The 24,580-nt window shown below is 71.1% G+C and carries 22 protein-coding genes; 12 read left to right on the top strand and 10 right to left on the bottom strand.

The genetic code is table 11. The features are described 5' to 3' along the window. Window positions 1-16 precede the first annotated feature (16 nt). The 10 genes from ACZ6WH_RS36575 to ACZ6WH_RS36530 all read left to right on the top strand — a co-directional run bounded on the left by ACZ6WH_RS36575 (window position 17) and on the right by ACZ6WH_RS36530 (window position 9,422). On the top strand, window positions 17-1,708 hold the full coding sequence (locus tag ACZ6WH_RS36575; protein ID WP_469734123.1) for a nitrite/sulfite reductase: 1,692 nt from the start codon (window positions 17-19) through the stop codon (window positions 1,706-1,708). Next, window positions 1,705-1,902: a hypothetical protein gene (locus tag ACZ6WH_RS36570; RefSeq protein WP_469734121.1), complete on the top strand. Its 198-nt coding sequence runs from the start codon at window positions 1,705-1,707 to the stop codon at window positions 1,900-1,902. Before ACZ6WH_RS36575 ends, ACZ6WH_RS36570 begins: the two co-directional genes overlap by 4 nt. Next, entirely contained in the window at window positions 1,899-2,600 is a 702-nt protein-coding gene (locus tag ACZ6WH_RS36565; RefSeq protein ID WP_432859799.1) for a phosphoadenylyl-sulfate reductase, read from the top strand. The genes ACZ6WH_RS36570 and ACZ6WH_RS36565 overlap by 4 nt, the downstream gene beginning before the upstream one ends. A 40-nt stretch (window positions 2,601-2,640) precedes the next feature. Then, the gene (cysC, locus tag ACZ6WH_RS36560) at window positions 2,641-3,174 is read left to right on the top strand and encodes an adenylyl-sulfate kinase (RefSeq protein WP_432859797.1); all 534 of its coding nucleotides are present in this window, start codon (window positions 2,641-2,643) and stop codon (window positions 3,172-3,174) included. Beyond that, window positions 3,171-4,127 carry a sulfate adenylyltransferase subunit CysD gene (gene cysD / locus ACZ6WH_RS36555; RefSeq protein ID WP_469734118.1) on the top strand — a complete coding sequence of 319 codons (957 nt, stop codon included), beginning with the start codon at window positions 3,171-3,173 and terminating at the stop codon, window positions 4,125-4,127. Before cysC ends, cysD begins: the two co-directional genes overlap by 4 nt. Window positions 4,128-4,129: 2 nt before the next feature. Next, the gene (locus ACZ6WH_RS36550; RefSeq protein WP_469734116.1) at window positions 4,130-5,464 is read left to right on the top strand and encodes a sulfate adenylyltransferase subunit 1; all 1,335 of its coding nucleotides are present in this window, start codon (window positions 4,130-4,132) and stop codon (window positions 5,462-5,464) included. Window positions 5,465-5,708: 244 nt separating this feature from the next. Further along, complete coding sequence (locus tag ACZ6WH_RS36545; RefSeq protein ID WP_469734234.1) at window positions 5,709-6,830, top strand: aliphatic sulfonate ABC transporter substrate-binding protein; 1,122 nt, start codon at window positions 5,709-5,711, stop codon at window positions 6,828-6,830. Between the two features lie 36 nt (window positions 6,831-6,866). Continuing rightward, entirely contained in the window at window positions 6,867-7,670 is an 804-nt protein-coding gene (locus ACZ6WH_RS36540) for an ABC transporter ATP-binding protein (protein WP_469734114.1), read from the top strand. Next, the gene (locus ACZ6WH_RS36535; RefSeq protein WP_469734111.1) at window positions 7,657-8,583 is read left to right on the top strand and encodes an ABC transporter permease; all 927 of its coding nucleotides are present in this window, start codon (window positions 7,657-7,659) and stop codon (window positions 8,581-8,583) included. The genes ACZ6WH_RS36540 and ACZ6WH_RS36535 overlap by 14 nt, the downstream gene beginning before the upstream one ends. Before the next feature lie 80 nt (window positions 8,584-8,663). Continuing rightward, on the top strand, window positions 8,664-9,422 hold the full coding sequence (locus tag ACZ6WH_RS36530) for a sirohydrochlorin chelatase (RefSeq protein ID WP_432864832.1): 759 nt from the start codon (window positions 8,664-8,666) through the stop codon (window positions 9,420-9,422). A 34-nt stretch (window positions 9,423-9,456) separates the two neighbouring features. Here ACZ6WH_RS36530 and ACZ6WH_RS36525 read toward each other — a convergent pair whose 3' ends face one another. The 7 genes from ACZ6WH_RS36525 to ACZ6WH_RS36495 form a co-directional block, all read right to left on the bottom strand. Next, window positions 9,457-10,263, bottom strand: a complete 807-nt coding sequence (locus ACZ6WH_RS36525; protein ID WP_469734109.1) for a pentapeptide repeat-containing protein — start codon at window positions 10,261-10,263, stop codon at window positions 9,457-9,459. A gap of 83 nt (window positions 10,264-10,346) precedes the next feature. Beyond that, the gene (locus ACZ6WH_RS36520; RefSeq protein ID WP_469734107.1) at window positions 10,347-11,504 is read right to left on the bottom strand and encodes an aldose epimerase family protein; all 1,158 of its coding nucleotides are present in this window, start codon (window positions 11,502-11,504) and stop codon (window positions 10,347-10,349) included. Window positions 11,505-11,542: 38 nt separating this feature from the next. Beyond that, entirely contained in the window at window positions 11,543-12,775 is a 1,233-nt protein-coding gene (gene mmsB, locus ACZ6WH_RS36515; RefSeq protein WP_432859783.1) for a multiple monosaccharide ABC transporter permease, read from the bottom strand. An 8-nt stretch (window positions 12,776-12,783) separates the two neighbouring features. Continuing rightward, window positions 12,784-14,319 carry a multiple monosaccharide ABC transporter ATP-binding protein gene (gene mmsA, locus ACZ6WH_RS36510; RefSeq protein WP_469734232.1) on the bottom strand — a complete coding sequence of 512 codons (1,536 nt, stop codon included), beginning with the start codon at window positions 14,317-14,319 and terminating at the stop codon, window positions 12,784-12,786. A gap of 29 nt (window positions 14,320-14,348) precedes the next feature. Continuing rightward, the gene (gene chvE / locus ACZ6WH_RS36505; protein WP_469734105.1) at window positions 14,349-15,452 is read right to left on the bottom strand and encodes a multiple monosaccharide ABC transporter substrate-binding protein; all 1,104 of its coding nucleotides are present in this window, start codon (window positions 15,450-15,452) and stop codon (window positions 14,349-14,351) included. Window positions 15,453-15,530: 78 nt separating this feature from the next. After that, window positions 15,531-16,532, bottom strand: coding sequence for a zinc-dependent alcohol dehydrogenase (locus ACZ6WH_RS36500; protein ID WP_469734104.1), 1,002 nt, complete (start codon window positions 16,530-16,532; stop codon window positions 15,531-15,533). Then, window positions 16,529-17,689 (bottom strand): mandelate racemase/muconate lactonizing enzyme family protein, encoded by a 1,161-nt coding sequence (locus ACZ6WH_RS36495; RefSeq protein WP_469734103.1) that lies wholly within the window; start codon window positions 17,687-17,689, stop codon window positions 16,529-16,531. Before ACZ6WH_RS36495 ends, ACZ6WH_RS36500 begins: the two co-directional genes overlap by 4 nt. A gap of 232 nt (window positions 17,690-17,921) precedes the next feature. On the opposite strand from ACZ6WH_RS36495, the gene ACZ6WH_RS36490 reads away from it, so the two are divergent. Further along, the gene (locus ACZ6WH_RS36490) at window positions 17,922-20,444 is read left to right on the top strand and encodes an alpha-L-arabinofuranosidase C-terminal domain-containing protein (protein ID WP_469734102.1); all 2,523 of its coding nucleotides are present in this window, start codon (window positions 17,922-17,924) and stop codon (window positions 20,442-20,444) included. 58 nt (window positions 20,445-20,502) lie between these two features. Beyond that, window positions 20,503-21,552 carry a glycoside hydrolase family 43 protein gene (locus tag ACZ6WH_RS36485; RefSeq protein WP_469734101.1) on the top strand — a complete coding sequence of 350 codons (1,050 nt, stop codon included), beginning with the start codon at window positions 20,503-20,505 and terminating at the stop codon, window positions 21,550-21,552. A 54-nt stretch (window positions 21,553-21,606) separates the two neighbouring features. On the opposite strand, the gene ACZ6WH_RS36480 is transcribed toward ACZ6WH_RS36485, so the two are convergent. The 3 genes from ACZ6WH_RS36480 to ACZ6WH_RS36470 form a co-directional block, all read right to left on the bottom strand. Further along, window positions 21,607-21,900: a YkvA family protein gene (locus tag ACZ6WH_RS36480; RefSeq protein WP_469734100.1), complete on the bottom strand. Its 294-nt coding sequence runs from the start codon at window positions 21,898-21,900 to the stop codon at window positions 21,607-21,609. Between the two features lie 79 nt (window positions 21,901-21,979). Next, window positions 21,980-23,002, bottom strand: a complete 1,023-nt coding sequence (locus tag ACZ6WH_RS36475) for a LacI family DNA-binding transcriptional regulator (RefSeq protein WP_432859771.1) — start codon at window positions 23,000-23,002, stop codon at window positions 21,980-21,982. Window positions 23,003-23,128: 126 nt separating this feature from the next. Continuing rightward, window positions 23,129-24,331, bottom strand: coding sequence for a S8 family peptidase (locus ACZ6WH_RS36470; RefSeq protein WP_469734099.1), 1,203 nt, complete (start codon window positions 24,329-24,331; stop codon window positions 23,129-23,131). Between the last annotated feature and the right edge of the window lie 249 nt (window positions 24,332-24,580).

Raw genomic sequence — 24,580 nt, 5'->3', positions numbered from 1 at the left:
GAAGGACGTATTCACCATGGCCGCCACTCCGGAACGCCCCGCCACGACCCGCCGCAAGGCCGGACGCCACCGCGGTGAAGGACAGTGGGCCGTTGGTCACCACACTCCGCTCAACGGCAACGAGCAGTTCAAGAAGGACGACGACGGTCTCAATGTGCGGACACGCATTGAGACGATCTACTCCAAGCGCGGCTTCGACGCGATCGACCCCAACGATCTGCGCGGGCGGATGCGCTGGTGGGGCCTGTACACCCAGCGCAAGCCCGGCATCGACGGCGGCAAGACCGCGGTCCTGGAGCCGGAGGAGCTGGAGGACAAGTACTTCATGATGCGGGTGCGCGTTGACGGCGGCCGGCTGACCGTCGCCCAGCTGCGCGCCATCGGTGAGGTCTCCGAGCAGTACGCCCGCGGCACCGCGGACATCACCGACCGGCAGAACATCCAGCTGCACTGGGTACGCATCGAGGACGTGCCCGCCATCTGGGACAAGCTGGAGTCCGTCGGGCTGTCCACGACCGAGGCCTGCGGCGACTGCCCGCGTGTGATCATCGGCTCCCCGGTGGCCGGCATCGCCGCCGACGAGATCATCGACGGCACCCCGGCCGTGGACGAGATCCACGAGCGCTACATCGGCAGCAAGGAGTTCTCCAACCTGCCGCGCAAGTTCAAGACCGCGGTCTCGGGCTCCCCTGTCCAGGATGTGGTCCACGAGATCAACGACGTGGCGTTCGTCGGTGTGAACCACCCCGAGCACGGTCCCGGCTTCGACCTCTGGGTCGGCGGCGGCCTGTCCACCAACCCCAAGCTCGCCCAGCGCCTGGGCACCTGGGTGCCGCTGGACGAGGTCGCGGACGTCTGGGCCGGAGTGGTCGGCATCTTCCGCGACTACGGCTACCGCCGGCTGCGCAACCGCGCCCGCCTGAAGTTCCTGGTCGCCGACTGGGGCGTGGAGAAGTTCCGCCAGGTGCTGGAGGACGAGTACCTCCAGCGCAAGCTGGTGGACGGCCCGGCGCCCGAGGAGCCGTCCTCGAAGTGGCGCGACCACATCGGCGTGCACGAGCAGCAGGACGGCCGCTTCTACGTGGGCTTCGCGCCGCGCGTCGGCCGCGTCGACGGCAAGACGCTCACCAAGATCGCCGAGCTGGCCGCCGAGCACGGTTCGGACCGGCTGAACACCACCGTCGAGCAGAAGATGATCATCCTCGACGTGGCCGGTGACCAGGTCGACTCGCTCGTCGCGGGTCTGGAGGCGCTGGACTTCCAGGTCAAGCCCTCGCCGTTCCGGCGCGGCACCATGGCCTGCACCGGCATCGAGTTCTGCAAGCTGGCCATCGTCGAGACCAAGGGCCGCGGCGCCGCTCTCATCGACGAGCTGGAGCGCCGGATGCCGGAGTTCCAGGAGCCGCTGACGATCAACCTCAACGGCTGCCCGAACGCCTGCGCCCGTATCCAGACCGCCGACATCGGCCTCAAGGGCCAGCTGGTCCTGGACGACGACGGCAACCAGGTCGAGGGCTACCAGGTGCACCTGGGCGGCGCGCTGGCGCTGGAGGCCGGCTTCGGCCGCAAGGTCCGCGGCCTGAAGGTCACCGCGGACGAACTCCCCGACTACGTCGAGCGGGTGCTGCGCAACTTCGAGGCGGAGCGCACCGACGGCGAGCGGTTCGCCCAGTGGGCGGCCCGCGCCGAAGAGGGTGCTCTCAAATGAGTGAGCGCGCCGCCCCGTTCTGCTGCCCGTACTGCGGGGACGAGGACCTGCGGCCCTCCGAGGAGGGGACCTCCCGCGGAGAAGGCGCAGCCTGGGAATGCCGGTCCTGCAGCCGTGCGTTCCGGCTCAAGTTCCTGGGCCTGCTGGCCCCGGGCGCGTCCGGCAAGTCCCCTTCCGACGGAGGTGAGTCGTGACCACCGCAACCACCGCAGCCGACCTGGAGCAGCTCGCCGAGCAGGCGGGCCGCGACCTGGAGGACGCTCCCGCGCTGGAGATCCTCAAGTGGGCCGCCGAGACCTTCGGTCCGCGCTTCTGCGTCACCTCCTCGATGGAGGACGCGGTCGTCGCGCACCTGGCCTCGCGCGCCTTCCCCGGCGTGGACGTGGTGTTCCTGGACACCGGCTACCACTTCCCGGAGACCCTCGGCACCCGGGACGCGGTCGCGGAGGTGATGGACGTCAACGTCATCACCCTGACGCCGCGTCAGACCGTGGCCGAGCAGGACGCCGAGCACGGCCCGAAGCTGCACGACCGCAACCCCGACCTGTGCTGCGCGCTGCGCAAGGTCAAGCCCCTCGAAGAGGGCCTGACCGCGTACGACGCGTGGGCGACGGGCCTGCGCCGGGACGAGTCGCCCACCCGGGCGAACACCCCCGTCGTCGGCTGGGACCCCAAGCGGCGGAAGGTGAAGGTCTCGCCGATCGCGAAGTGGACGCAGGCCGATGTGGACGCCTACGTCAACGAGCACGGCGTGCTCACCAACCCGCTGCTCCAGGACGGCTACGCCTCCGTCGGCTGCGCCCCCTGCACGCGGCGCGTGCTGGAGGGCGAGGACGTCAGGGCCGGCCGCTGGGCCGGGAGCAACAAGACCGAGTGCGGACTGCACGGATAGGGCCGCTGACCGCACGATGACGGACACTCAGGAGATACGAATGACGGGCGCCACGATCTGGCTGACCGGTCTGCCGAGCGCGGGCAAGACAACCATCGCGCGCGAGCTGGCCGCGACGCTGCGCGGCGAGGGCCACCGCGTCGAGGTGCTCGACGGCGACGAGATCCGGGAGTTCCTCTCCGCGGGTCTCGGCTTCAGCCGGGAGGACCGGCACACCAACGTCCAGCGCATCGGCTTCGTCGCCGAGCTGCTGGCGAGCAACGGCGTCAAGGCGCTGGTCCCGGTGATCGCGCCGTTCGCGGACAGCCGGGAAGCGGTACGCAAGCGCCACCAGCAGGAGGGCACGCCCTACCTGGAGGTGCACGTCGCCACGCCCGTCGAGGTCTGCTCGGAGCGGGACGTGAAGGGCCTGTACGCCAAGCAGGCGGCGGGCGAGATCTCCGGACTCACCGGCGTGGACGACCCGTACGAGGCTCCCGAGTCGCCCGATCTGCGGATCGAGTCCCACACCCAGACCGTGCAGGAGTCCGCGGCGGCGCTGCACGCGCTGCTCGCCGAAAGGGGACTGGCATGACGACGGCAGCAACGACCCGCACCGGTACCGGTCCGGTCCCGGAGGGCGACGACTCTCCGTACGCGCTGTCCCACCTGGACGCGCTGGAGTCGGAGGCGGTCCACATCTTCCGCGAGGTGGCGGGCGAGTTCGAGCGGCCGGTGATCCTCTTCTCCGGCGGCAAGGACTCCATCGTCATGCTGCACCTGGCGCTGAAGGCGTTCGCGCCGGCGTCGGTGCCGTTCTCCCTGCTGCACGTGGACACCGGGCACAACTTCCCCGAGGTCCTGGAGTACCGCGACCGCACCGTCGCGCAGCACGGGCTGCGGCTGCACGTCGCGTCCGTCCAGGACTACATCGACCGCGGCGCCCTCAAGGAGCGCCCGGACGGCACCCGCAACCCGCTGCAGACGGTGCCGCTGACCGAGGCCATCCAGCAGCACCGCTTCGACGCCGTGTTCGGCGGCGGGCGGCGCGACGAGGAGAAGGCCCGCGCCAAGGAGCGCGTCTTCTCGCTGCGGGACGAGTTCTCGCAGTGGGACCCGCGCCGCCAGCGCCCCGAGCTGTGGCAGCTCTACAACGGCCGGCACGCCCCCGGTGAGCACGTCCGCGTCTTCCCGCTGTCCAACTGGACCGAACTGGACGTGTGGCAGTACATCGCCCGCGAGGGCATCGAACTGCCGGGCATCTACTTCGCCCACAAGCGGCCCGTCTTCCGGCGCAGCGGCATGTGGCTGACGGCCGGCGAGTGGGGCGGCCCCAAGGACGACGAGACCGTCGAGACCCGGCTGGTCCGCTACCGCACCGTCGGCGACATGTCCTGCACCGGCGCCGTCGACTCCGACGCGACGACGCTGGACGCGGTGATCACCGAGATCGCCGCCTCCCGTCTCACCGAGCGGGGCGCGACCCGGGCCGACGACAAGATGTCCGAGGCCGCGATGGAAGACCGCAAGCGCGAGGGGTACTTCTAACCATGAGCACGATCACGATCGAGGATCTCGCGGAGACCACCCTGCTGCGGTTCGCCACCGCCGGCTCCGTCGACGACGGCAAGTCCACCCTGGTGGGCCGGCTGCTGCACGACTCCAAGTCGGTCCTCACCGACCAGCTGGAGGCCGTCGAGCACGCCTCCCGCAACCGCGGCCAGGAAGCGCCCGACCTGGCGCTGCTCACCGACGGTCTGCGGGCCGAGCGCGAGCAGGGCATCACCATCGATGTCGCCTACCGCTACTTCGCCACGCCGCGGCGCCGGTTCATCCTGGCCGACACGCCGGGCCATGTGCAGTACACCCGCAACATGGTCACCGGCGCCTCCACCGCCGAGCTGACGGTGATCCTCGTCGACGCCCGTAACGGCGTCGTCGAGCAGACCCGCCGGCACGCCGCGATCGCCGCGCTGCTCCGCGTCCCGCACGTCGTCCTCGCGGTCAACAAGATGGACCTCGCCGGGTACGAGGAGTCCGTCTTCGCGAACATCGCCGAGGAGTTCACCGCGTACGCCGGTGAGCTGGGCGTTCCCGAGGTCACCGCGATCCCGATCTCCGCGCTCGCCGGTGACAACGTCGTGGAACCGTCCTCGAACATGGACTGGTACGGCGGCCCGACGGTGCTGGAGCACCTGGAGACCGTCGCGGTCAGCCACGACATGGCGCACTGCCACGCCCGGCTGCCCGTGCAGGTCGTCATCCGCCCGCAGACCCCCGAGCTCCCCGACTACCGCGGTTACGCGGGGCAGATCGCGGCCGGTACGTTCCGCGTCGGTGACGACGTCACCGTGCTGCCGTCCGGAAAGAAGTCGAAGATCAGCGGGATCGACCTGCTCGGCACGCCGGTCGACGCCGCGTGGACGCCGCAGTCGGTCACCCTCCTGCTGGAGGACGACATCGACATCTCGCGCGGCGATCTGATCGTGCCGGCCCCGGACGCGCCCGCGACCACGCAGGACATCGAGGCGACCGTCTGCCACGTGGCCGACCACCCGCTCACCGTCGGCCACCGGGTGCTGCTCAAGCACGGCACCCGGACGGTCAAGGCGATCGTCAAGGACATCCCGTCCCGGCTGACCCTCGCCGACCTGTCGCTGCACCCGCACCCGGGTCAGCTCGCCGCCAACGACATCGGCCGCGTCAAGATCCGCACCGCCGAGCCGCTGCCGGTCGACTCCTACGCCGACTCGCGGCGTACCGGTTCGTTCATCCTGATCGACCCGAGCGACGGCACCACGCTCACCGCCGGCATGGTCGGCGAGTCCTTCGCCGCGCCGGAGCCGGTGAAGACCGAGGCCGACGACGACGGCTGGGACTTCTGAGCATGGCGGGCGAGGCGTTCTCGACGTTCGCGAAGGAGGGCGGCCGGATCGGTAGCGGCGCTCTCGGGTGGGGGTCCCCCCGAACGGAGTTCGGGGGAGGGCAGGGCGGAGTCGGCCGATGTGTGTGCTGACCACGCCCGAGTCCGCCCTGCCCGCCGGACCCTTCCGAAGACCAGCTGACCTGCCGGGCGCGCCCTAGAGGGGCGCGTACCGCCCCGGCCCACCGAGAGGAAACCCTCCCGTGCTGCCTGCCGCTCGCCCCCGCATCACCGCTCGCCGCGTGCTCGCGGCGGCCGCCGCCGTCCCGCTGCTGATCGGGGCGCTGGGGGCCTGCGGTTACGGGTCCAAGGCGCCGAAGAGCACCAAGGCGGTGGCGGCGAAGGGGCCGAAGACGGACGGGCTGGACGCGGTCAGGATCGGGTACTTCGGGAACGTCACCCACGCGACGCCCATGGTGGACCGGCAGCAGGGCTTCATCCAGCGGGAGCTGGGCGGCACGCAGGTCAAGCCGTACATCTTCAACGCCGGTCCCGCGGAGATCGAGGCGCTGAACTCGGGCACGATCGACATCGGCTGGATCGGTCCGTCGCCGGCGATCAACGGTTACGTGCAGTCGCACGGCAACAACCTGAAGATCATCGGGGGCTCCGCCTCGGGCGGCGTGTCGCTCGTGGTGAACCCCAAGAAGATCAAGTCGCTCAAGGACCTCAAGGGCAAGCGGATCGCCTCCCCGCAGCTCGGCAACACCCAGGACGTGGCGCTCCTCAACTACCTGCGCGAGAAGGGCTACCAGGTCGACCCGGACACCGGGAAGGGCGAGGTCGGGGTCTTCCGGCAGGACAACAAGGAGATCCCCAACACCTTCCGGCAGGGCGGGGTCGACGGCGCGTGGGTGCCGGAGCCGACCGCCGCCAAGCTGGTCGCCCAGGGCGGCCGGACGCTGCTGGACGAGAAGCAGCTGTGGAAGGACGGGAAGTTCGTCATCACGAACATCATCGTCCGCAAGCAGTTCCTCAAGGAGCACCCCAAGGCCGTCGAGGCCGTACTGCGCGGCTCGGTCAGGACCAACGACTGGATCAAGGGCCACCCGGGCGAGGCGGCCAAGGCGGTCAACACCTCGCTCGGCGACCCGAAGGTGTCCGGCACCCGGCTCCCTGACCAGGTCCTCACCAACGCCTTCCGGAACGTGCAGGTCACCGACGACCCGCTCGCCGCCACCCTCAAGGACGAGGCACAGCACGCGGTCAAGGCCGGGCTGCTGAAGAAGCCCGACCTGAACGGCATCTACGACCTCCGGCTGCTGAACAAGGTCCTCAAGGCCGAGGGCAGGCCACCGGTCGGCGCCGCCGGGCTCGGCGCACAGTAACCGATCGATCCGTACGGTCCCCAGGAGGTGACACCGATGACGACCCCTACCCTCACCCAGCAGGCCGCCACGGCCGGCACGACGGAGACGGCGGGCTACGCGGCGCGTATCGACCACGTCTCGAAGTCCTTCGGCCGCCCCGGCGCGCAGCAGCACGTACTGGACGGCATCACCGTCGATGTCGCGCCGGGCGAGTTCGTCTGCCTCCTGGGCGCGTCGGGCTGCGGCAAGTCCACGCTGCTCAACCTCGTGGCCGGGCTGGACAAGCCGTCCGCCGGGACCATCGACGTACCCGGCAGCCGGCCGGCCCTGATGTTCCAGGAGCACGCGCTCTTCCCCTGGCTCACCGCCGGCAAGAACATCGAACTGGCCCTGAAGCTGCGCGGTATGCCGCGCGCCGAGCGCCGTACCGAGGCCGAGCGGCTGCTGGAGCTGGTCCGCCTGAAGGGCGCGTACGGCAAGCGGGTGCACGAGCTGTCCGGCGGCATGCGGCAGCGGGTCGCGATGGCCCGCGCGCTCGCCCAGGACAGCGGGCTGCTGCTGATGGACGAGCCGTTCGCGGCGCTGGACGCCATCACCCGCGACGTGCTGCACGACGAGCTGACCCGCATCTGGGAAGAGACGAATCTTTCCGTCCTCTTCGTCACGCACAACGTCCGTGAGGCGGTCCGGCTGGCGGAGCGGGTCGTGCTGCTGTCCTCCCGGCCCGGGCGCATCGCCCGGCAGTGGGAGGTCGACATCCCGCAGCCGCGCCGCATCGAGGACGCCGCCGTCGCCGAACTCTCCGTAGAGATCACCGAACAGCTCCGTGGGGAGATCCGCCGCCATGGCCAGCACTGACACCACCACCGAGACCCCCAACGCGGCCGACGCCAAGGCGGCGGGCGCGCGCGGGGCCGAGACCGCCGGGCTGGAGGCCGGGCTGGACGCGCTGGAGACCAAGGTCGTCAGCCGGCAGCCCGTGCTGCGCACGCTGCTCTCCAAGGCGCTGCCGCCGCTCGTGGCCGTCGTGATCGTGCTGGCACTCTGGCAGCTCGCGTACCACTTCGAGGTCAAGCCGCACTACCAGCTGCCGAGCCCGGTGGACGTGTGGGGCTCGCTCCGCGAGAAGTGGCTGGAGGGCACGCTCCTCAGCTACGTATGGGAGTCCGTCTCGCGCGGCGCGCTCGGCTTCGTCGCCTCGCTGCTCATCGGTACGCCGCTGGGCCTGCTGGTCGCCCGGGTCCGCCCGGTGCGCGCCGCGATCGGCCCGATCCTCTCCGGCCTCCAGTCGCTGCCGTCGGTGGCGTGGGTGCCCGCCGCGATCATCTGGTTCGGCATCACCGACGCCACGATCTACGCGGTCGTGCTGCTGGGCGCGGTGCCGTCCATCGCCAACGGCCTGGTCTCCGGTGTCGACCGCATCCCGCCGCTGTTCCTGCGCGCGGGCCGGACCATCGGCGCGACCGGGATGGCGGGCGTACGCCATGTCCTGCTGCCCGCCGCGCTGCCCGGCTACATCTCCGGCCTGAAGCAGGGCTGGGCGTTCTCCTGGCGCTCGCTGATGGCCGCCGAGCTGATCGCCACCTCGCCCGACCTGGGTGCGGGCCTCGGCCAGCTGCTGGACCAGGGCCGGGTCGGCTCCGACATGTCCCTCGTCCTCGGCGCGATCCTGCTCATCCTCGTCGTCGGCATCGGCATCGAACTGCTGATCTTCGCCCCGATCGAGCGCCGCGTGCTGCGCAGCCGCGGCCTGCTCGCGAACGCCCGCTGACCCCTCCGAACGGAACCGCCATGCGACCCCACCTGCTCGCCCCCACCCCCGGCACCGCCTCGGCCGCCGGCCGGTGCGGGCTGCGCGCGCGGCCCGCGCTGCTGGTGATCGCGCACGGCAGCCGGGACCCGCGGCACGCGGCCACCGTCGGCGCGCTGTGCGCACGGGTCCGCGCCCTCCACCCGGAACTGCGCGTCGAGGTCGGCTACCTGGACTTCAACGCGCCGAGCGTGCCGCAGGTGCTGGAGCGGCTGCACGCGGACGGCGTACGGGACGTGGTGGCGCTGCCGCTGCTGCTCACCCGCGCCTTCCACGCCAAGACCGACATCCCCGGCGTGCTGCGCGAGGCGTGCGCGCGGCTGCCCCGCCTGACCGTCCAGCAGGCCGAGGTGCTCGGCCCGGCGCCCCTGCTGGTGGGCGCGCTGGAGCGGCGGCTGACCGAGGCGGGGCTCAGCCCCGCCGACCGTGCCTCGACCGGGGTCGTACTGGCCTCGGCGGGCTCTTCAGACCCGGAGGCGATCGCAGTGATCGCTGAAATCGCGCGGGAGTGGCGGCGCACCACTGGTTGGTGTGCCGTGCGGCCTGCGTTCGCCTCCGCATCCCTTCCCCGCACGGCGGACGCCGTGCGGGAACTGCGGGCCGAGGGCGTCGAGCGGATCGCGGTGGCACCGTACGTCATCGCGCCGGGCCGGCTGCCGGACCGCATCGTGGCCGGGGCCCGGGAGGCGGGCGCCGATCTGCTCGCCGACGTGCTGGGCCCGGCGCCGGAGCTGGCGCACCTGCTGGCCCTGCGGTACGCCGAGGCGCTGCGGCGCCCGGCGCCGGCGCTGACCGCCTGAGCCCGGGACGCCACCTGCCGGAGCCCGGGGGCCGTCACTCCTGCCAGTGCGCCGGCCGGACCAGCTGCTCGGGCAGGTGCGTCCGCGCGTCTCCCCCGGCCGCGTTCAGCTGGATCTGCGTGAGGAAGACGCTGCCGGTCAGATCGGCGCCGCTCAGGTCCGCGTCCCGGAGGTCGGCGCCGATCAGGTCGGCGGACCGCAGGTCGGCACCGCTCAGATCGGCCGCGACGAGGCAGGCGCCGCGCAGGCTCGCGCCCCTGAGGTTCGCGCCCCGCAGGCGGGCGCCGAAGAGGTCGGCGCCGCGGTGGTTCTTCGTCCTGCCGGGCACGGCTGCCCGTACCAGGTCCCCGGCGCGCAGCAGCGAGGCGTTGACCTCCTGGCGGACCGCCTCCGTGTCCAGCTCCGCCAGTACGTCGGCAGGACTGGCAGTGAGCCGTTCCAGATCCGCCAGGGCCGTACGGAGCCCGGCGTACGCCGGCCGGCACTCGGGCCTGTCCAGCGCCTCCGTCACGTACGCGAGCAGTTCGTGCAGCTGCCGCATCACGGGGAAGACCGCGAACATCTGCCGGGCGGTGTCCGGGTGCTGCCGCCAGTCCCGGCCGCCGAAGGTGACCTGGGAGACCTGCTGCCCCGCGCCGAAGCAGTCGTAGACCGTGCAGCCGCGGTAGCCCTTGTCGCGCAGCCGGTCATGGATGCCGCAGCGGAAGTCCGCCCGCAGGTTGGCGCAGGGCGTCCCGGCCTCCTTGTCCGCGGCGAAGTCGTTCGAGGCCGCGAAGGGCAGGGCGACGCAGCACAGGCCGAAGCACTGGGCGCAGTCCGCCTGGAGGTCGGCTGAGGGCATGCGGTTCGTTCTCCTGCTGCAGGGCGGGTGCGGCTCCCTGCCGCACCCGGGTCGATCCGCCATTCTCCCCCACGGCCGCCGGCTCAGCGCACCCCGAAGGAGTGCACCGTCGTCGTCCGGTAGGTCCGCCCGGGGCGCAGCACGGTCGTGGGGAAGGCCGGCCGGTTCGGTGAGTCGGGGAAGTGCTGGGTCTCCAGGCAGAGGCCGTCGGCCTGCCGGTAGAGCGCGCCCGAGGTGCCGCGCAGGGTGCCGTCCAGGCCGTTGCCGCTGTAGAACTGCACGCCCGGCTCGGTGGTGGCGATGTCCATGGTGCGGCCGGACACCGGGTCGGCGAGGGTCACGGCGTGCTCGGCGCGTGCGGTGACGCCCTTGTCCAGCGCGAAGTTGTGGTCGTAGCCGCCGCCGAAGACCAGCTGTTCGTGGCCCTTGCGGATGTCCTGGCCGATCGGCTTGGCACGCCGGAAGTCGAAGGGGGTGCCCGCGACCTCCGGCAGCTCGCCGGTCGGGATGAGGGTGTCGTCGACGGGGGTGTAGCGCGACGCGGCGATCCGCAGGGTGTGGCCGAGGACGTCGCCGCTGCCCTCGCCCGCGAGGTTGAAGTAGGTGTGGTTGGTGAGGTTGACGACGGTCGCCCGGTCCGTCGTCGCCTGGTACGAGATGCGGAGGTCGCCGCGCCGGTCGAGGACGTAGTCGACGCGGACGGTCAGGGTCCCCGGGTACCCCATCTCACCGTCCGGACTGACCCGCCGCAGTGTGAGACCGGTGCCGGAGTTCCCCGCGTACGGCTCGACGTCCCACACCCGCGTGTCGAAGCCCTTGTCCCCGCCGTGCAGGCTGTTCGGGCCGTCGTTGACCGGCAGCCGGTACGTCCGGCCGTCCAGGGTGAAGGTGCCACGGGCGATGCGGTTGCCGTAGCGGCCGATGAGGGCGCCGAAGTAGGTGCCGGCGGTCAGGTAGTCACCGAGATTGTCGAAGCCGAGCGACACGTTGGCCGGGCGGCCGTGCCGGTCGGGGATCTCCAGGGTCTGCACGATGCCGCCGTAGGACAGCACGCCGAGCCGGGTGCCGCCGCTCCGCACCGTCCAGCGGTCGACGCGGGTGCCGTCGGGGAGGGTGCCGAAGTGTTCCTTGCGCGGCCGGCCGCCGCCGGGTGCCGAGGCGAAGGCCGGCGCGGCGCCGACGGCGGTCGCCGCGAGCCCGGCCGCCGCCGCGGCCATCACGGTACGTCTGCTGGTCGTCATGGCGGTGTCACTCCTCATGGGACGCCTGGGGAAACGCTTCACGAACCGGCCTTGCGCTTGTTGTAGATGTCGAAGCCGACCGCGGCGAGCAGCACCAGGCCCTTGATGACCTGCTGGTAGTCGGTGCCGATGCCGACCAGCGACATGCCGTTGTTGAGGACGCCGAGGACGAGGCCGCCGATCACGGCGCCCATGACCGTGCCCACGCCGCCGCTCATCGAGGCGCCGCCGATGAACGAAGCGGCGATCGCCTCCAGTTCGAAGTTCAGGCCCGCCTGCGGGGTGCCCGCGTTCAGCCGCGCCGCGTACACACAGCCCGCGAGCGCCGCCAGGACGCCCATGTTGACGAAGACGAGGAAGGTGACGCGCCTGTCCTTGACGCCGGAGAGCTTCGCCGCTGCCTTGTTGCCGCCCAGCGCGTACACATGGCGGCCGATGACCGCGTTGCGCATGACGTACCCGAGGCCGAGCAGCAGCGCGCACATCACCAGCATCACGACCGGCACGCCGTGGAAGCTGGCCAGGGTCAGGGTGAAGGCGACGACGGCCGCGGTGAGCGCGACGCACTTGGTGACCCACAGCCCGGTGGGCAGCACGTCCAGCTCCAGGGCGAGCTGGCGGCGCCGGTCGCGCCACTCGCGCAGCAGCAGGAAGACGACGGCGGCGAGTCCGAGGAGCAGGGTGGGGTTGTGGTATTGGGTGTACGGGCCCATCTCCGGGATGAACCCCTTGGCGAGGTTCTGGAAGCCCTCGGGGAAGGGAGCGATGGACTGGCCCGCGAGCACGATCTGCGTCAGGCCGCGGAAGAGCAGCATGCCGGCGAGGGTGACGATGAAGGACGGGATGCCGACGTAGGCGATGAAGAAGCCCTGCCAGGCACCCGCGACCGCGCCGATCACCAGCGACAGCACCAGTGCCAGGACCCAGGGCACGTCCTGTTTCACCATCATCACCGCCGACATGGCGCCGACGAAGGCGACCAGCGAGCCGACGGACAGGTCGATGTGGCCCGCGATGATGACGATCATCATGCCCATGGCCAGGATCAGGATGTAGCTGTTCTGCTGGACCAGGTTGGAGACGTTGTTCGGCAGCAGCAGCGTGCCGTCGGTCCATATCTGGAACAGCACGACGATGAAGGCCAGCGCGGTGAGCATGCCGTACTGGCGCATGTTGTTCCGCACGCTCTGCACCAGCAGCGCACCGGCCGAGCGGACGGCGGCCGGGACCGGCGCCTCGGGGTCCTTGGGTGGGGTGGTCGTGGTCGTCATCGCGGGCCTCAGCTTCTGTTCATGGTCATCTGGCGCATCAGGACTTCCTGCGTGGCGTCGGCGCGTGCGACCTCACCGGTCAGCCGGCCCTCGGCCATCGTGTAGATCCGGTCGCACATGCCGAGCAGTTCGGGCAGTTCGGAGGAGATGAAGAGCACCGCCTTGCCCTGTGCCGCGAGCCGGTCGATGACGGTGTAGATCTCGTACTTGGCGCCGACGTCGATGCCGCGGGTCGGCTCGTCGAGGATCAGCACCTCGGGGTCGGCATGGATCCACTTGCTCAGCACGACCTTCTGCTGGTTGCCGCCGGAGAGCCGCCCCACCTGCTCGAAGACCGTGGGCGCCTTGATGTTCATCGACGTGCGGTACCGCTCTGCGACGGACCGCTCGTGATGCTCGTCGACGGCACCGCGGCGGGTCATGCCGCGCAGCGAGGCCAGCGAGACGTTGCGGTGGATGGTGTCGATGAGGTTCAGGCCGTACTGCTTGCGGTCCTCGGTGACGTACGCGATGCCGGCGGCGATGGCGGCGGGCACCGTGGCGGTGTTCACCTCGCGGCCGCCGACCGTCACCGTGCCGCCCTCGTGGACCCCGTACGAGCGGCCGAAGACGGACATCGCCAGTTCGGTACGGCCCGCGCCCATCAGGCCCGCGATGCCGACGATCTCGCCGCGCCGGACGGACAGGGACGCGCCGTCGACGACCTTGCGGGTCCGGTCGACCGGGTGCCGCACGGTCCAGTCCCGTACGGTCAGCGCGACCTGCCCGGCGTCCTCGCCCTCGTACGCGGTGCGGTCGGGGAAGCGGTGGTCGAGGTCGCGTCCGACCATGCCGCGGATGATGCGGTCCTCGGACAGCTCCGGCGCGGCCTCGGGGGTCGCGCGGACGGGCAGTGTCTCGATGGTGCGGCCGTCGCGCAGGATCGTCACCGTGTCGGCGATCTCCCGGATCTCGTTGAGCTTGTGGGAGATGATGATGCAGGCGATGCCCTGGTCCCGCAGTTCCCGGATGAGGCTGAGCAGGGTGGCGCTGTCCTCGTCGTTCAAGGCCGCGGTGGGCTCGTCGAGGATGAGCAGCCGGACCTCCTTGGACAGCGCCTTGGCGATCTCCACGAGCTGCTGCTTGCCGACGCCGATGTCGGCGACGGGGGTCTGCGGGTTCTCGCGCAGCCCGACCCGCCTGAGCAGTTTCGCGGCGCCGCTGAGCGTGGTGGGCCAGTCGATGACGCCGCGCCGGGCCTGCTCGTTGCCGAGGAAGATGTTCTCGGCAATGGACAGGAAGGGGACGAGCGCCAGCTCCTGGTGGATGATCACGATGCCGCGCCGCTCGCTGGCGTTGATGTCCTTGAAGGCCACCGGCTCACCCGCGAAGCGGATCTCGCCCTCGTAACTCCCGTGCGGGTGCACCCCGCTGAGGACCTTCATCAGCGTGGACTTGCCCGCGCCGTTCTCGCCGCAAATCGCGTGGATCTCCCCGGCCCGCACGGTCAGGTTCACCTCGGACAGGGCCGTGACCCCGGGGAAGGTCTTGGTGATGCCGCGCATCTCCAGTACGGGGCGGTCCTCGTGGCCCGTCACTTGAGCTGCCCCGCCGTGAAGTAGCCCTCGTCCACGAGGAGCTGGGTGTTGGACTTGTCGACGGAGACCGGTTCGAGGAGGTAGGCGGGGACGACCTTCTTGCCGTTGTCGTAGTCGGTGGTGTTGTTGACCTTCGGCTTCTCGCCGGTGAGCAGGGCGTTGCCCATCTGCACGGCCTGCTTGGCGAGCTTACGGGTGTCCTTGAAGACGGTCTGGGTCTGCTCGCCGCGGATGATCGACTTCACCGATGCCAGCTCCGCGTCCTGCCCGGTGACCACCGGCAGCTCCTTGCCCCGGTAACCGGCGCTCTTGAGCGCGGAGATGACGCCGATGGAGATCCCGTCGTACGGCGAGAGCACCCCGTCGACCTTCTGGTCGCCGTAGTTCTTGCTGATCAGGTCGTCCATCCGCTTCTGCGCGGTGCCGCCGTCCCAGCGCAGCGTGGTGGCCTGGCTCATCTTCGTCTGCTTGCTGCCGACGACGAGCTGCCCGGTCTTCAGGTACGGCGTGAGGACCTTCATGGCGCCGTTCCAGAAGTACTTGGTGTTGTTGTCGTCCGGCGAGCCGGCGAACAGCTCGATGTTGTAGGAGTCCCCGGAGTCCTTCTCCGGCTTCTTCAGGCCGAGCTTGTCCACCAGGTAGCGGCCCTGGAGCTCGCCGACCCGCTCGTTGTCGAAGGACGCGTAGTAGTCGACGCCGGTGGTGCCCATGATCAGCCGGTCGTAGGAGATCACGGGGATGCCGGCGTCCTGCGCGCGGCGGATCACGTCGGTGAGGGCCGAGCCGTCGATGGCGGCGACCACCAGCAGCCGGTGCCCCTTGGTGATCATGTTTTCGAGCTGCGCGACCTGGTTCTCGACCTTGTCGTCGCCGTACTGGAGGTCGGTCTTGTACCCGGCCTTCTGGAACTGTTCGGCCATGTTCCTGCCGTCGGCTATCCACCGCTCGGAGGACTTGGTGGGCATCGCCAGGCCGACGGTGCCGCCCTTGCCCGCTTCGGGCCGGTAGCGGCTGCCGCCGCGGGCCTCCTGGCCGCAGGCGGTGAGCGAGCCGATGAGGAGGACGGCGGCCAGGGCGGCGGCTCGTCTGCGGGTGGGCATGGGTGGGTCTTCCTTCCGGTGGTGGGGCGGAGCACGTCGGGGGCCGGCCGCCGGGCGGGGCGGCCGGGGTGGCGGTGCCTACGGGTGCAGCAGCACCTTCCCCGCGCCCGGCCGGCCGGCGGTCGCGATCGCCTCGGCGAAGGCGTCCAGCGGCAGGCGGTGGGTGACCAGTGGCAGCAGGTCGAGCAGCCCGGCGTCGAAGGCGCGTACGGCATGGGCCCAGGCGGCGGGCGGGGCGCCGAAGACGGTCCGCACCTCGGCCTGGCGGACCACCAGGCCGGTCGGGTCCAGGCCGGTGGCGCCCGCGGCCGGAAGGCCGGTGAGGACCAGCCGGCCGCCGCGCCGCAGCAGCCCCAGCGACGTGCGGGCCGCGTCGGCCGACCCGGCGGCCTCGACGACCACGTCGAAGTCGTCCGGCAGCGGTTCGTCCGCGGTACGGAAGGCCGTCGCCCCGAAGCCGAGCGCGAGCTTCTCCCGCTCCCGGCCCCTGCCGACGGCCAGCAGCTCGGCGGGCGAGGCGGCGGCGAGGAGCTGTACGGCGATCATGCCGAGCGTGCCGGTGCCGACCACCGCCACCCGGTCCCCCGGCCGGGCCTCCGCCTTGAGCGCGGCGGCCGCGACGCAGGCGGCGGGCTCCAGCAGCGCGGCGGCCGTGAGGTCGGCCCCGTCGGCGAGCGGGTGCAGCAGCCGGGCGGGCAGCACGAGCGTGTCGGCCATCGCACCGGGCTGCGTGAACCCGGTCTCCTCGTACCCGGCCGTGCACAGCGTGGTCTCGCCCGCGTGGCAGCGGGCGCACACCTGGCAGTTGCGGAAGCCCTCGCCGACGGTCCTCCGGCCGAGCAGGGCTTCCGGTACGCCGGCGCCGACCGCCTCGACCGTGCCGGACCACTCGTGGCCAGGGACCACCGGGTACCGCACGTAGCCGGCGGGCCGGTGGCCCTCCCACAGCTCGCGGTCGCTGCCGCAGATCCCGGAGGCGTGCACCGCGACGCGTACCTCGCCGGGCCCGGGTGCGGCCGGCGCGGCATCGGTGAGGCGGCAGGCGCCGGGCCCGTCCAGGACGAGCGCGCGGCCGGTCACCGGCCGGTCCCGGCGGGGTCGCGCTTCTCCCAGCCCTCCGCCCAGAGGTCGAAGCGGGCCTGCTGCTGCGGGAATTCGGCGGCCGCTTCGGTGTCCAGTTCGACGCCGAGGCCGGGTGCCTGTGGCAGCTCGAAGTAGCCGTCGACGACCTGCGGGGCGCCCTTGACCACCTTCTTGATCTCCGCGTCGGCGAAGTCGTTGAAGTGCTCCAGGATCTTGAAGTTGGGGGTGCAGCCCGCGACCTGGAGGGAGGCGGCGGTGAGCACCGGGCCGCCGACGTTGTGCGGCGCGACCAGGGTGTAGTGGGTCTCGGCGGTGGCGGCGAGCTTGCGGGTCTCCAGGATGCCGCCGAGGTGGCCGACGTCGGGCTGGATGATGTCGGCGGCCTGCGACTCGAACAGCTCGCGGAACTCGATGCGGTCGTGGATGCGCTCGCCGGTGGCGACCGGGATGTCGACCTTGGCGGCGACCTTCTCCAGCGCCTTGAGGTTCTCCGGCGGCACCGGCTCCTCCAGCCACGCGGGCTTGAAGGGGGCCATCTCGTGCGCGAGCCGGACGGCGGTGGACGGGCTGAACCGGCCGTGCATCTCCAGCATCAGTTCGCGCTCGGGCCCGATGGCGTCCCGTACCGCCTCGATCAGGGAGACCGCGTACACGGTCTGCTGGTGGTCGAGTTCGAAGTGACCGGTGCCGAACGGGTCGATCTTCAGGGCCCGGTAGCCGCGCTCGACGACCGCCTGCGCGGCCTTGTGGTACGCCTCCGGGGTGCGCTCGGTGGTGTACCAGCCGTTGGCGTACGCCTTCACCTTGTCGGTGACCTTGCCGCCCAGCAGCTGCCAGACGGGCACGCCCAGCGCCTTGCCCTTGATGTCCCAGCAGGCCATCTCCACGCAGGCGATGCCGGACATCACGATCTCGCCGGCCCGCCCGTAGTCGCCGTACTTCATGCGGCGCACCAGGTCCTCCACGGCGAACGGGTCGGAGCCCAGGACGTGGTTGGCCTCCGCCTCCCGGAGGTAGCCCAGCAGCGCGTCGGTGTGGCCGAGCATGCGGGTCTCGCCGACGCCGGTGAGCCCCTCGTCGGTGTGGACCTGGACGTACGTCAGGTTGCGCCAGGGCGTTCCGACGACATGAGTGGTGATTCCGGTGATGCGCACGGGAAGTGCCCCTTCACGGCTCGCGGTGTCCGACTGCTTCATGTTCGAGATTTCGTCAGACGTTCGAAATGCTGCGAGACAGGTAATGCCACGACGCGAGCGGTGTCAACGGTCACGGCACGGATTTCCCGGATACGCAGGGGTGTTGACGGGGCGACAGAGCTGACGCCATTCTCACCGGGCGATATCCCGAGCACTGTCCGGTATTTCGAACAGCCCGTCAGGAGCGCACATGCCCACCACGGCACCCGCACCCGCCGCCCGGCCCCGGCCACGAAGACGCGGCCGGCTCGCCCTCCTCACCGGGGCGCTGGCCGTCGCGCTCGCGGTGCCCGCCCTCGCCGCTCCCCCGGCGGCGGCGGACGTCACCGACTACACCCTGGACGTCGACCCGGGCAGCCGGGGCCCGGCCATCGACGACACCATGTACGGCGTCTTCTTCGAGGACATCAACCGGGCCGCCGACGGCGGTCTGTACGCCGAACTCCTCCAGAACCGCTCGTTCGAGTACGCCACCGCCGACAACGCCGCGTACACGCCGCTGACCTCGTGGGACACCAGCGGATCGGCGAAGGTCGTGAACGACGACGGCCGGCTGAACGCGCGCAACCGCACCTACCTCGCGCTGGGCGCCGGCTCCTCGGTCACCAACTCCGGCTACGGCACCGGCATCACCGTGCGCGCGGGCGAGCAGTACCACTTCTCCGTGTGGGCCCGCGCCGACCGCGCCACCTCCCTCACCGTCACCCTCCGGGACGCCGACGGCGAGCTGGCGCGCGCCCGCAAGGTCGCCGTCCGGGGCGGCTGGGCCAAGTACACGGCCGCGTTCACCGCAACCCGGGCGAGCACCACCGGCCGGCTGGCCGTCGCCACGGACGGGCCGGCCGCGCTCGACATGGTCTCGCTCTTCCCGAAGGACACCTACAAGGGCCGCCCGAACGGGCTGCGCAAGGACCTCGCCGAGAAGATCGCCGCGCTCGACCCCGGCTTCGTCCGCTTCCCCGGCGGCTGCCTGGTCAACACCGGCAGCCACGAGGGGTACGACGAGGCGTCCGGGTACCAGCGCAAGCGCTCGTACCAGTGGAAGGACACCGTCGGGCCCGTCGAGCAGCGCGCCACCAACGCCAACTTCTGGGGCTACAACCAGTCCTACGGCCTCGGCTACTACGAGTACTTCCAGTTCGCCGAGGACATCGGCGCGATGCCGCTGCCGGTCGTCCCGGCGCTGGTCACCGGCTGCGGCCAGAACAAGGCCACCGACGACCCGGCGCTGCTGAAGCGGCACGTGCAGGACACCCTGGACCTGATCGAGTTCGCCAACGGGCCGGTGACCTCGGAGTGGGGCAGGAAGCGCGCCGAGATGGGCCACCCGAAGCCCTTCCACCTCACCCACCTCGAAGTGGGCAACGAGGAGAACCTCCCCGACGAGTTCTTCGCCCGCTTCAAGGAGTTCCGCGCCGCCATCGAGGCGAAGCACCCGGACATCACGGTCATCAGCAACTCCGGGCCCGACGACAGCGGCACCACCTTCGACCGCGCCTGGCAGCTCAACCGCGAGGCCGGCGTCGCCATGGTCGACGAGCACTACTACAACAGCCCGCAGTGGTTCCTGGAGAACAACGCACGCTACGACTCCTACGACCGCGAGGGTCCCAAGGTCTTCCTCGGTGAGTACGCCTCCCAGGACAACCGGTTCCGCAACGCGCTGTCCGAGGCCGCGTTCATGACGGGCCTGGAACGCAACGCCGACGTGGTCGAGCTGGCCTCGTACGCCCCGCTGCTCGCACGCACCGACTCCGTGCAGTGGCGTCCCGACATGATCTGGTTCGACGGCCGGAAGTCCTGGGGCTCGACGAGCTACGAGGTCCAGAAGCTGTTCATGAACAACACCGGCGACCGGGTCGTGCCGAGCACCGCCTCCGGCACCCCGGCCACCACAGCCCCGATCACCGGCGCCGTCGGCCTCTCCACCTGGGCCACCACGGCCGCGTACGACGACGTGCGGGTCACCGGCGCGGACGGGAAGGCGCTGTTCGGCGACGACTTCTCGGGCGGCGCCGACAAGTGGACCGCGGCGGCCGGCCGCGGCAGCTGGCAGGTCGAGGACGGCGCGTACGTCCAGTCCGACGCCGCGGCCGAGAACACCCTCGTCACCGCGGGCGACACCGGCTGGCAGAACTACGACCTGCACGTGAAGGCCACCAAGAAGTCCGGCAAGGAGGGCTTCCTGGTCGCCTTCGGCGTCCAGGACACCGGCAACCACTACTGGTGGAACCTCGGCGGCTGGGGCAACACCCGCTCCGCCGTGGAGAAGACCACCGGCGGCGCCAAGCAGACGCTGACCGAGGACACCACGACGATCGAGACCGGCCGGGCCTACGACATCGAGGTCGAGGTGCGCGGCCGGCAGGTGACCCTCTACCTCGACGGCGAGAAGTGGGGCGAGTTCACCGACGACGCCGAGGCCGAGCCGTTCCGCCAGGTCGTGACCGAGGACAGGAAGACCGGCGAGCTGATCGTCAAGGTCGTCAACGCGCAGGACACGGCCGCCCGGACCCGCATCGACCTCGGCGCCCGGCCGGCGTCCCCGACCGCCCGCCTGACCACGCTCCAGGGCGACCCGGACGCGGAGAACACCGCCGAGGCACAGCCGATCGCACCCCGCACCTCGACCCTGCGCGGCGTCGGCCGGCAGTTCACGTACACCTTCCCGGCCGACTCGGTCACCTTCCTGCGGATCAAGAACCGCGGCTGACGTTCCCGGGGCGGCCGCCCGACCGGCGGCCGCCCCGCCGACCACGGAGGAGAGCACCATGCACGCACCCACCCGAAGAGGCGTCCTGCTGGGCACGCTGGCCGTGGGCGCCGCCGCGCTGCCGGGCACGGCACACGCCGCGGCCGCCGGCCGGCACCGCCCAGCGGCCCCGTACCCCAACCCCCTCGTCCGGCAGCACGCCGACCCGCACATCCACCGCCACACCGACGGCTTCTACTACTTCACCGCGACCGTCCCGGAGTACGACCGCATCGTCCTGCGCCGCTCCCGCACCCTGCGCGGCCTGGCGGACGCCTCCGAAGCGGTGCTGTGGCGCAAGCACACCACCGGCGAGATGGGCGCCCACATCTGGGCCCCGGAGATCCACCACATCGACGGCCGCTGGTACATCTACTTCGCCGCGGGCAGCACCGAGGACATCTGGAGGATCCGGATGTACGTCCTGGAGAACAGCCACCCGGACCCCTTCCAGGGGACATGGACCGAGAAGGGGCGGCTCACCACCGCCTGGGACACCTTCTCCCTCGACGCCTCCACCTTCACCCACCGCGGCGTCCGCTACCTGGTCTGGGCCCAGCAGGAACCGGGCATCGTGAACAACTCCAACCTCTACCTCGCCCGGCTGCGCAACCCCTGGACGCTCGGCAGCCCGCCGGTACGGCTCTCCTCCCCCACGCTGGACTGGGAGACCATCGGCTTCAAGGTCAACGAGGGGCCCTCGGTCCTCGTGCGCAACGGCAGGGTCTTCCTGACGTACTCCGCCAGCGCCACCGACAGCAACTACTGCATGGGGCTGCTGACCGCGGACGCGCGCGCCGACCTGCTCGACCCGGCCTCCTGGGCCAAGTCCCCGGTACCGGTCTTCACCAGCAACGACACCACCGGCCAGTACGGCCCCGGGCACAACAGCTTCACGGTCGCCGAGGACGGCCGCACCGACGTCCTCGTGTACCACGCGCGGCAGTACAAGGACATCACCGGCGACCCCCTGAACGACCCCAACCGGCACACCCGCGTCCAGACCCTGGGCTGGCGCGCCGACGGTACGCCCGACTTCGGCGTGCCGGTGCCGGACACGGCCCGCTGACCGGCCCGGCCGCGGCGGCCGCGGGTGCCTGCCGCGGCCGGTGCGGGCCGGGCGTCAGTCGCGGCGGGTGCGCAGCCCCGCGGACGCCGCCGCACTGTGCAGCGAGCGGAGCGCCAGCAGCAGGATGCCGATGTCGTCGAGGTACACGGGGTCCGGCAGCAGGTCGACCGGGGAGACGAGGTAGAGGACGGCGCCCCAGAACACCGCCTTGTTCTGCACGGGGATGCCGGCCTCACGCAGCAGCCCGCGGGCGCGGACGAGCCGCACCAGGAGGCGCACGGCGAGGACGAGCGTCGCCAGGGCGAGCACCCCCGCGACCACCACGACGACCCACGCTTCGGTGCTCATCCCGCCTCCTCGGTCCGTCACCGCCATGCCACGCCCTTCAAGCTTGGCACTTCGGCACGGCGGTCCGGGGCGCGGACGCTCAGGCGCGGCCCGGGAGGGTGGAAGCGCGGACCACCAGCTCCGGCGCGAGCACGACCTGGCGGTGCTCGTGCGCTTCCGCCTGGTCGCCGGTCTCCTCGATCAGCATCTCGGCCGCCGTCCGGCCCATCTGCCGGGCGGGCTGCCGTACGGAGGTGAGCGGCACGGCGGCGGCCGCGGCGAACTCGATGTCGTCGTACCCCACCAGGGCGATGTCGTCGGGGACCGCCACCCCGGCGTTGTAGAGCGCCTGGAAGGCCCCGAGGGCGAGCAGGTCGTTGGCGCAGAACACAGCGGTCGGCCGGGGCGACATGCCCAGCAGCCGGGCGGCCGCGTCCCGGCCCGCCGCCACGTCCATCCGCTCGGTCTCGATGTGCCGCAGCGCCGACTCGGGCAGACCCGCCTCGCGCAGCGCCTGCAGTGCCCCCGTACGCCGGTCCTGGCACTGGGTCAGGAACATCGGCCCGCTGATGTAGACCAGCCCTTCGTGGCCCTGCTCGACGAGGTGCCGGGCCGCCAGCGCGCCGCCGGCCACGTCGTCCACGGAGACCGAGCAGCCCTCGCCGCTGCCGAGGACGCGGTCGACGAAGACGAGCGGGATGCCGCGCGGCCGGAACCGTGCGAGCGTGCCGCCGGTCAGGTCGGCCGGGGTGATCATCACGCCGCGTACCTGCTGCTCGGCGAAGAGGGAGAGATAGTCCGACTCCTCGGCCGGGCTCTGGGCGCTGTTGCACAGCATCACGCCGAGCCCCGCCTTGCGCGCGGCGCGCTCAGCGCCCGCCGCGACGTCGACGAAGAAGGGGTTGGCCATGTCCAGCACGAGCAGCGCGATGATCCGGCTGCGGCCCGCGCGCAGCTGGCGCGCCGACTCGCTGCGGACGTAGCCGAGCGTCGTGATCGCCGCCTGCACCCGCTCCCTGGTCTCCCTCGCGACCATGTCGGGACGGTTGATCACATTGGAGACCGTGCCGATGGAGACGCCGGCCTGGCGTGCCACATCCTTGATACCCACCGTGTGCGCCACAGGCGCCATGCTACGCACTCCGCTTCCGGCACTCGACGCCGACGGCCGCCGCGCCCCGTGGGGGCGAGCGCGGCGGCCGGCGGCGGTGCCCGGCCGGTCTCCCGGCCGGGCGTCGTCGGAGAGAACCTACTCGACGATCTTCAGCAGCTTGTTCGGCGTGCCCTCACCCGGGTTGGAGATCTTGTCCGGGGTGGCGCCGTCGGTCAGCGCCTTGGCGACGTCGGCGGGCTTGGCGTCCTGGTGACCGGCCAGGTAGACCGCGGCGGCACCCACGACGTGCGGGGTGGCCATCGAGGTGCCCGAGATGGTGTTGGTGGCGTCGTCACCCTCGTTCCAGTCCGAGGTGATGTCGGTGCCGGGGGCGTAGATGTCGACGACGCTGCCGTAGTTCGAGTACTCGGCCTGCTTGTCGTCCTTGTCGCTGGCGGCCACCGTGATGGCCTCCTTGACGCGGGACGGCGAGCCCTGGCCGGCGTCGGTGGACTCGTTGCCGGCCGCGACACCGAAGGTGACGCCGGACTCGACGGCCTTCTGCACGGCCGTGTCGAGCGCCTCGTCCGCGCCGCCGCCGAGGGACATGTTGGCGACCGAGGGGCCCTTGTGGTTCTTGGTCACCCAGTCGATGCCCGCCACGACCTGCTCGGTGGTGCCGGAGCCCTGGTCGTCCAGCACGCGGACGGCCACGATCTTGGCCTTCTTGGCGACGCCGTGCGCGGCACCGGCGATGGTGCCGGCGACGTGCGTGCCGTGGCCGTTGCCGTCGTTCGCGTCGTCGTCGTTGTCGACCGCGTCGAAGCCGGAGGACGCGCGGCCCTCGAAGTCCTTGTGCGTGGTGCGCACGCCGGTGTCGATGACGTACGCGGTGACGCCCTCACCCGCGCTGTCCGGGTAGGTGTACTTCTTGTCGCCCGCGGTGTCCTCCTGGTCGATGCGGTCCAGGCCCCACGAAGGCGGGTTGTCCTGGGTACCGTCGATGGAGAACTTCTTGTTCTGGACGACCTTGTCGACGGCCGGGTCGGCGGCGAGCCGCTTGGCCTCGGTCTCGTTCAGCCCGGTGGCGGAGAAGCCGTCGATGGCCGAGCCGTAGGTGCGCTTGACCTTGCCGCCGTACTCCGCGGCGAGGTCCTTGCTCTCCGCCGTACGGGCCTGGTCCTTGAGCATGACGATGTAGCTGCCGCTGACGGCGGACTTGGCGCTCGCTCCGTAGATCTTCCCCTCGGCGGGGGAGGCGTCGGCGGTGACCGCGGTGACGGCCGCGATGCCGGTGGCGGCGACTACGGCGGTTATGCCGGTGATCAGCCGCTTCTTGCTGGAACGCTTGTGAGCCATGGCGAGGGTTCTCCTCGTTCGTGGTGTGGGGGGAAAGCGTTGCGTGATCGCCCGGAGAAACGAGAAGATCTCCGCCGGGCTGGCTCGAAACCCTGACTGATTGACGCGTCCAATTCAAGGGCCCCCCGCCGGTGTGACATAGGCAACAACCTTGCAAAAATGCAAATACCGTCACACTCGGTCAAATTGAGCGCTCGACTTGGCTCTGGTTGCCTCAACTCCCGTCACATTGCAGCAACATGAGGAAAT

This window comes from Streptomyces sp. NPDC050806 (genome assembly GCF_055586425.1).
This window is presented reverse-complemented; position numbering and strand designations above follow the sequence as displayed.

What these genes read in the sequence shown, in the direction of transcription:
- ACZ6WH_RS36575 (WP_469734123.1), top strand. Translation starts at nt 17, where the DNA reads ATGGCCGCCACTCCGGAACGCCCCGCCACGACCCGCCGCAAGGCCGGA.
- cysD (WP_469734118.1), top strand. Translation starts at nt 3,171, where the DNA reads ATGACGACGGCAGCAACGACCCGCACCGGTACCGGTCCGGTCCCGGAG.
- ACZ6WH_RS36535 (WP_469734111.1), top strand. Translation starts at nt 7,657, where the DNA reads ATGGCCAGCACTGACACCACCACCGAGACCCCCAACGCGGCCGACGCC.
- ACZ6WH_RS36470 (WP_469734099.1), bottom strand. Translation starts at nt 24,331, where the DNA reads ATGGCTCACAAGCGTTCCAGCAAGAAGCGGCTGATCACCGGCATAACC.
- ACZ6WH_RS36550 (WP_469734116.1), top strand. Translation starts at nt 4,130, where the DNA reads ATGAGCACGATCACGATCGAGGATCTCGCGGAGACCACCCTGCTGCGG.
- ACZ6WH_RS36540 (WP_469734114.1), top strand. Translation starts at nt 6,867, where the DNA reads ATGACGACCCCTACCCTCACCCAGCAGGCCGCCACGGCCGGCACGACG.
- cysC (WP_432859797.1), top strand. Translation starts at nt 2,641, where the DNA reads ATGACGGGCGCCACGATCTGGCTGACCGGTCTGCCGAGCGCGGGCAAG.
- ACZ6WH_RS36570 (WP_469734121.1), top strand. Translation starts at nt 1,705, where the DNA reads ATGAGTGAGCGCGCCGCCCCGTTCTGCTGCCCGTACTGCGGGGACGAG.
- ACZ6WH_RS36490 (WP_469734102.1), top strand. Translation starts at nt 17,922, where the DNA reads ATGCCCACCACGGCACCCGCACCCGCCGCCCGGCCCCGGCCACGAAGA.
- mmsB (WP_432859783.1), bottom strand. Translation starts at nt 12,775, where the DNA reads ATGACGACCACGACCACCCCACCCAAGGACCCCGAGGCGCCGGTCCCG.
- chvE (WP_469734105.1), bottom strand. Translation starts at nt 15,452, where the DNA reads ATGCCCACCCGCAGACGAGCCGCCGCCCTGGCCGCCGTCCTCCTCATC.
- ACZ6WH_RS36525 (WP_469734109.1), bottom strand. Translation starts at nt 10,263, where the DNA reads ATGCCCTCAGCCGACCTCCAGGCGGACTGCGCCCAGTGCTTCGGCCTG.
- ACZ6WH_RS36485 (WP_469734101.1), top strand. Translation starts at nt 20,503, where the DNA reads ATGCACGCACCCACCCGAAGAGGCGTCCTGCTGGGCACGCTGGCCGTG.
- mmsA (WP_469734232.1), bottom strand. Translation starts at nt 14,319, where the DNA reads ATGCGCGGCATCACCAAGACCTTCCCCGGGGTCACGGCCCTGTCCGAG.
- ACZ6WH_RS36480 (WP_469734100.1), bottom strand. Translation starts at nt 21,900, where the DNA reads ATGAGCACCGAAGCGTGGGTCGTCGTGGTGGTCGCGGGGGTGCTCGCC.
- ACZ6WH_RS36520 (WP_469734107.1), bottom strand. Translation starts at nt 11,504, where the DNA reads ATGACGACCAGCAGACGTACCGTGATGGCCGCGGCGGCGGCCGGGCTC.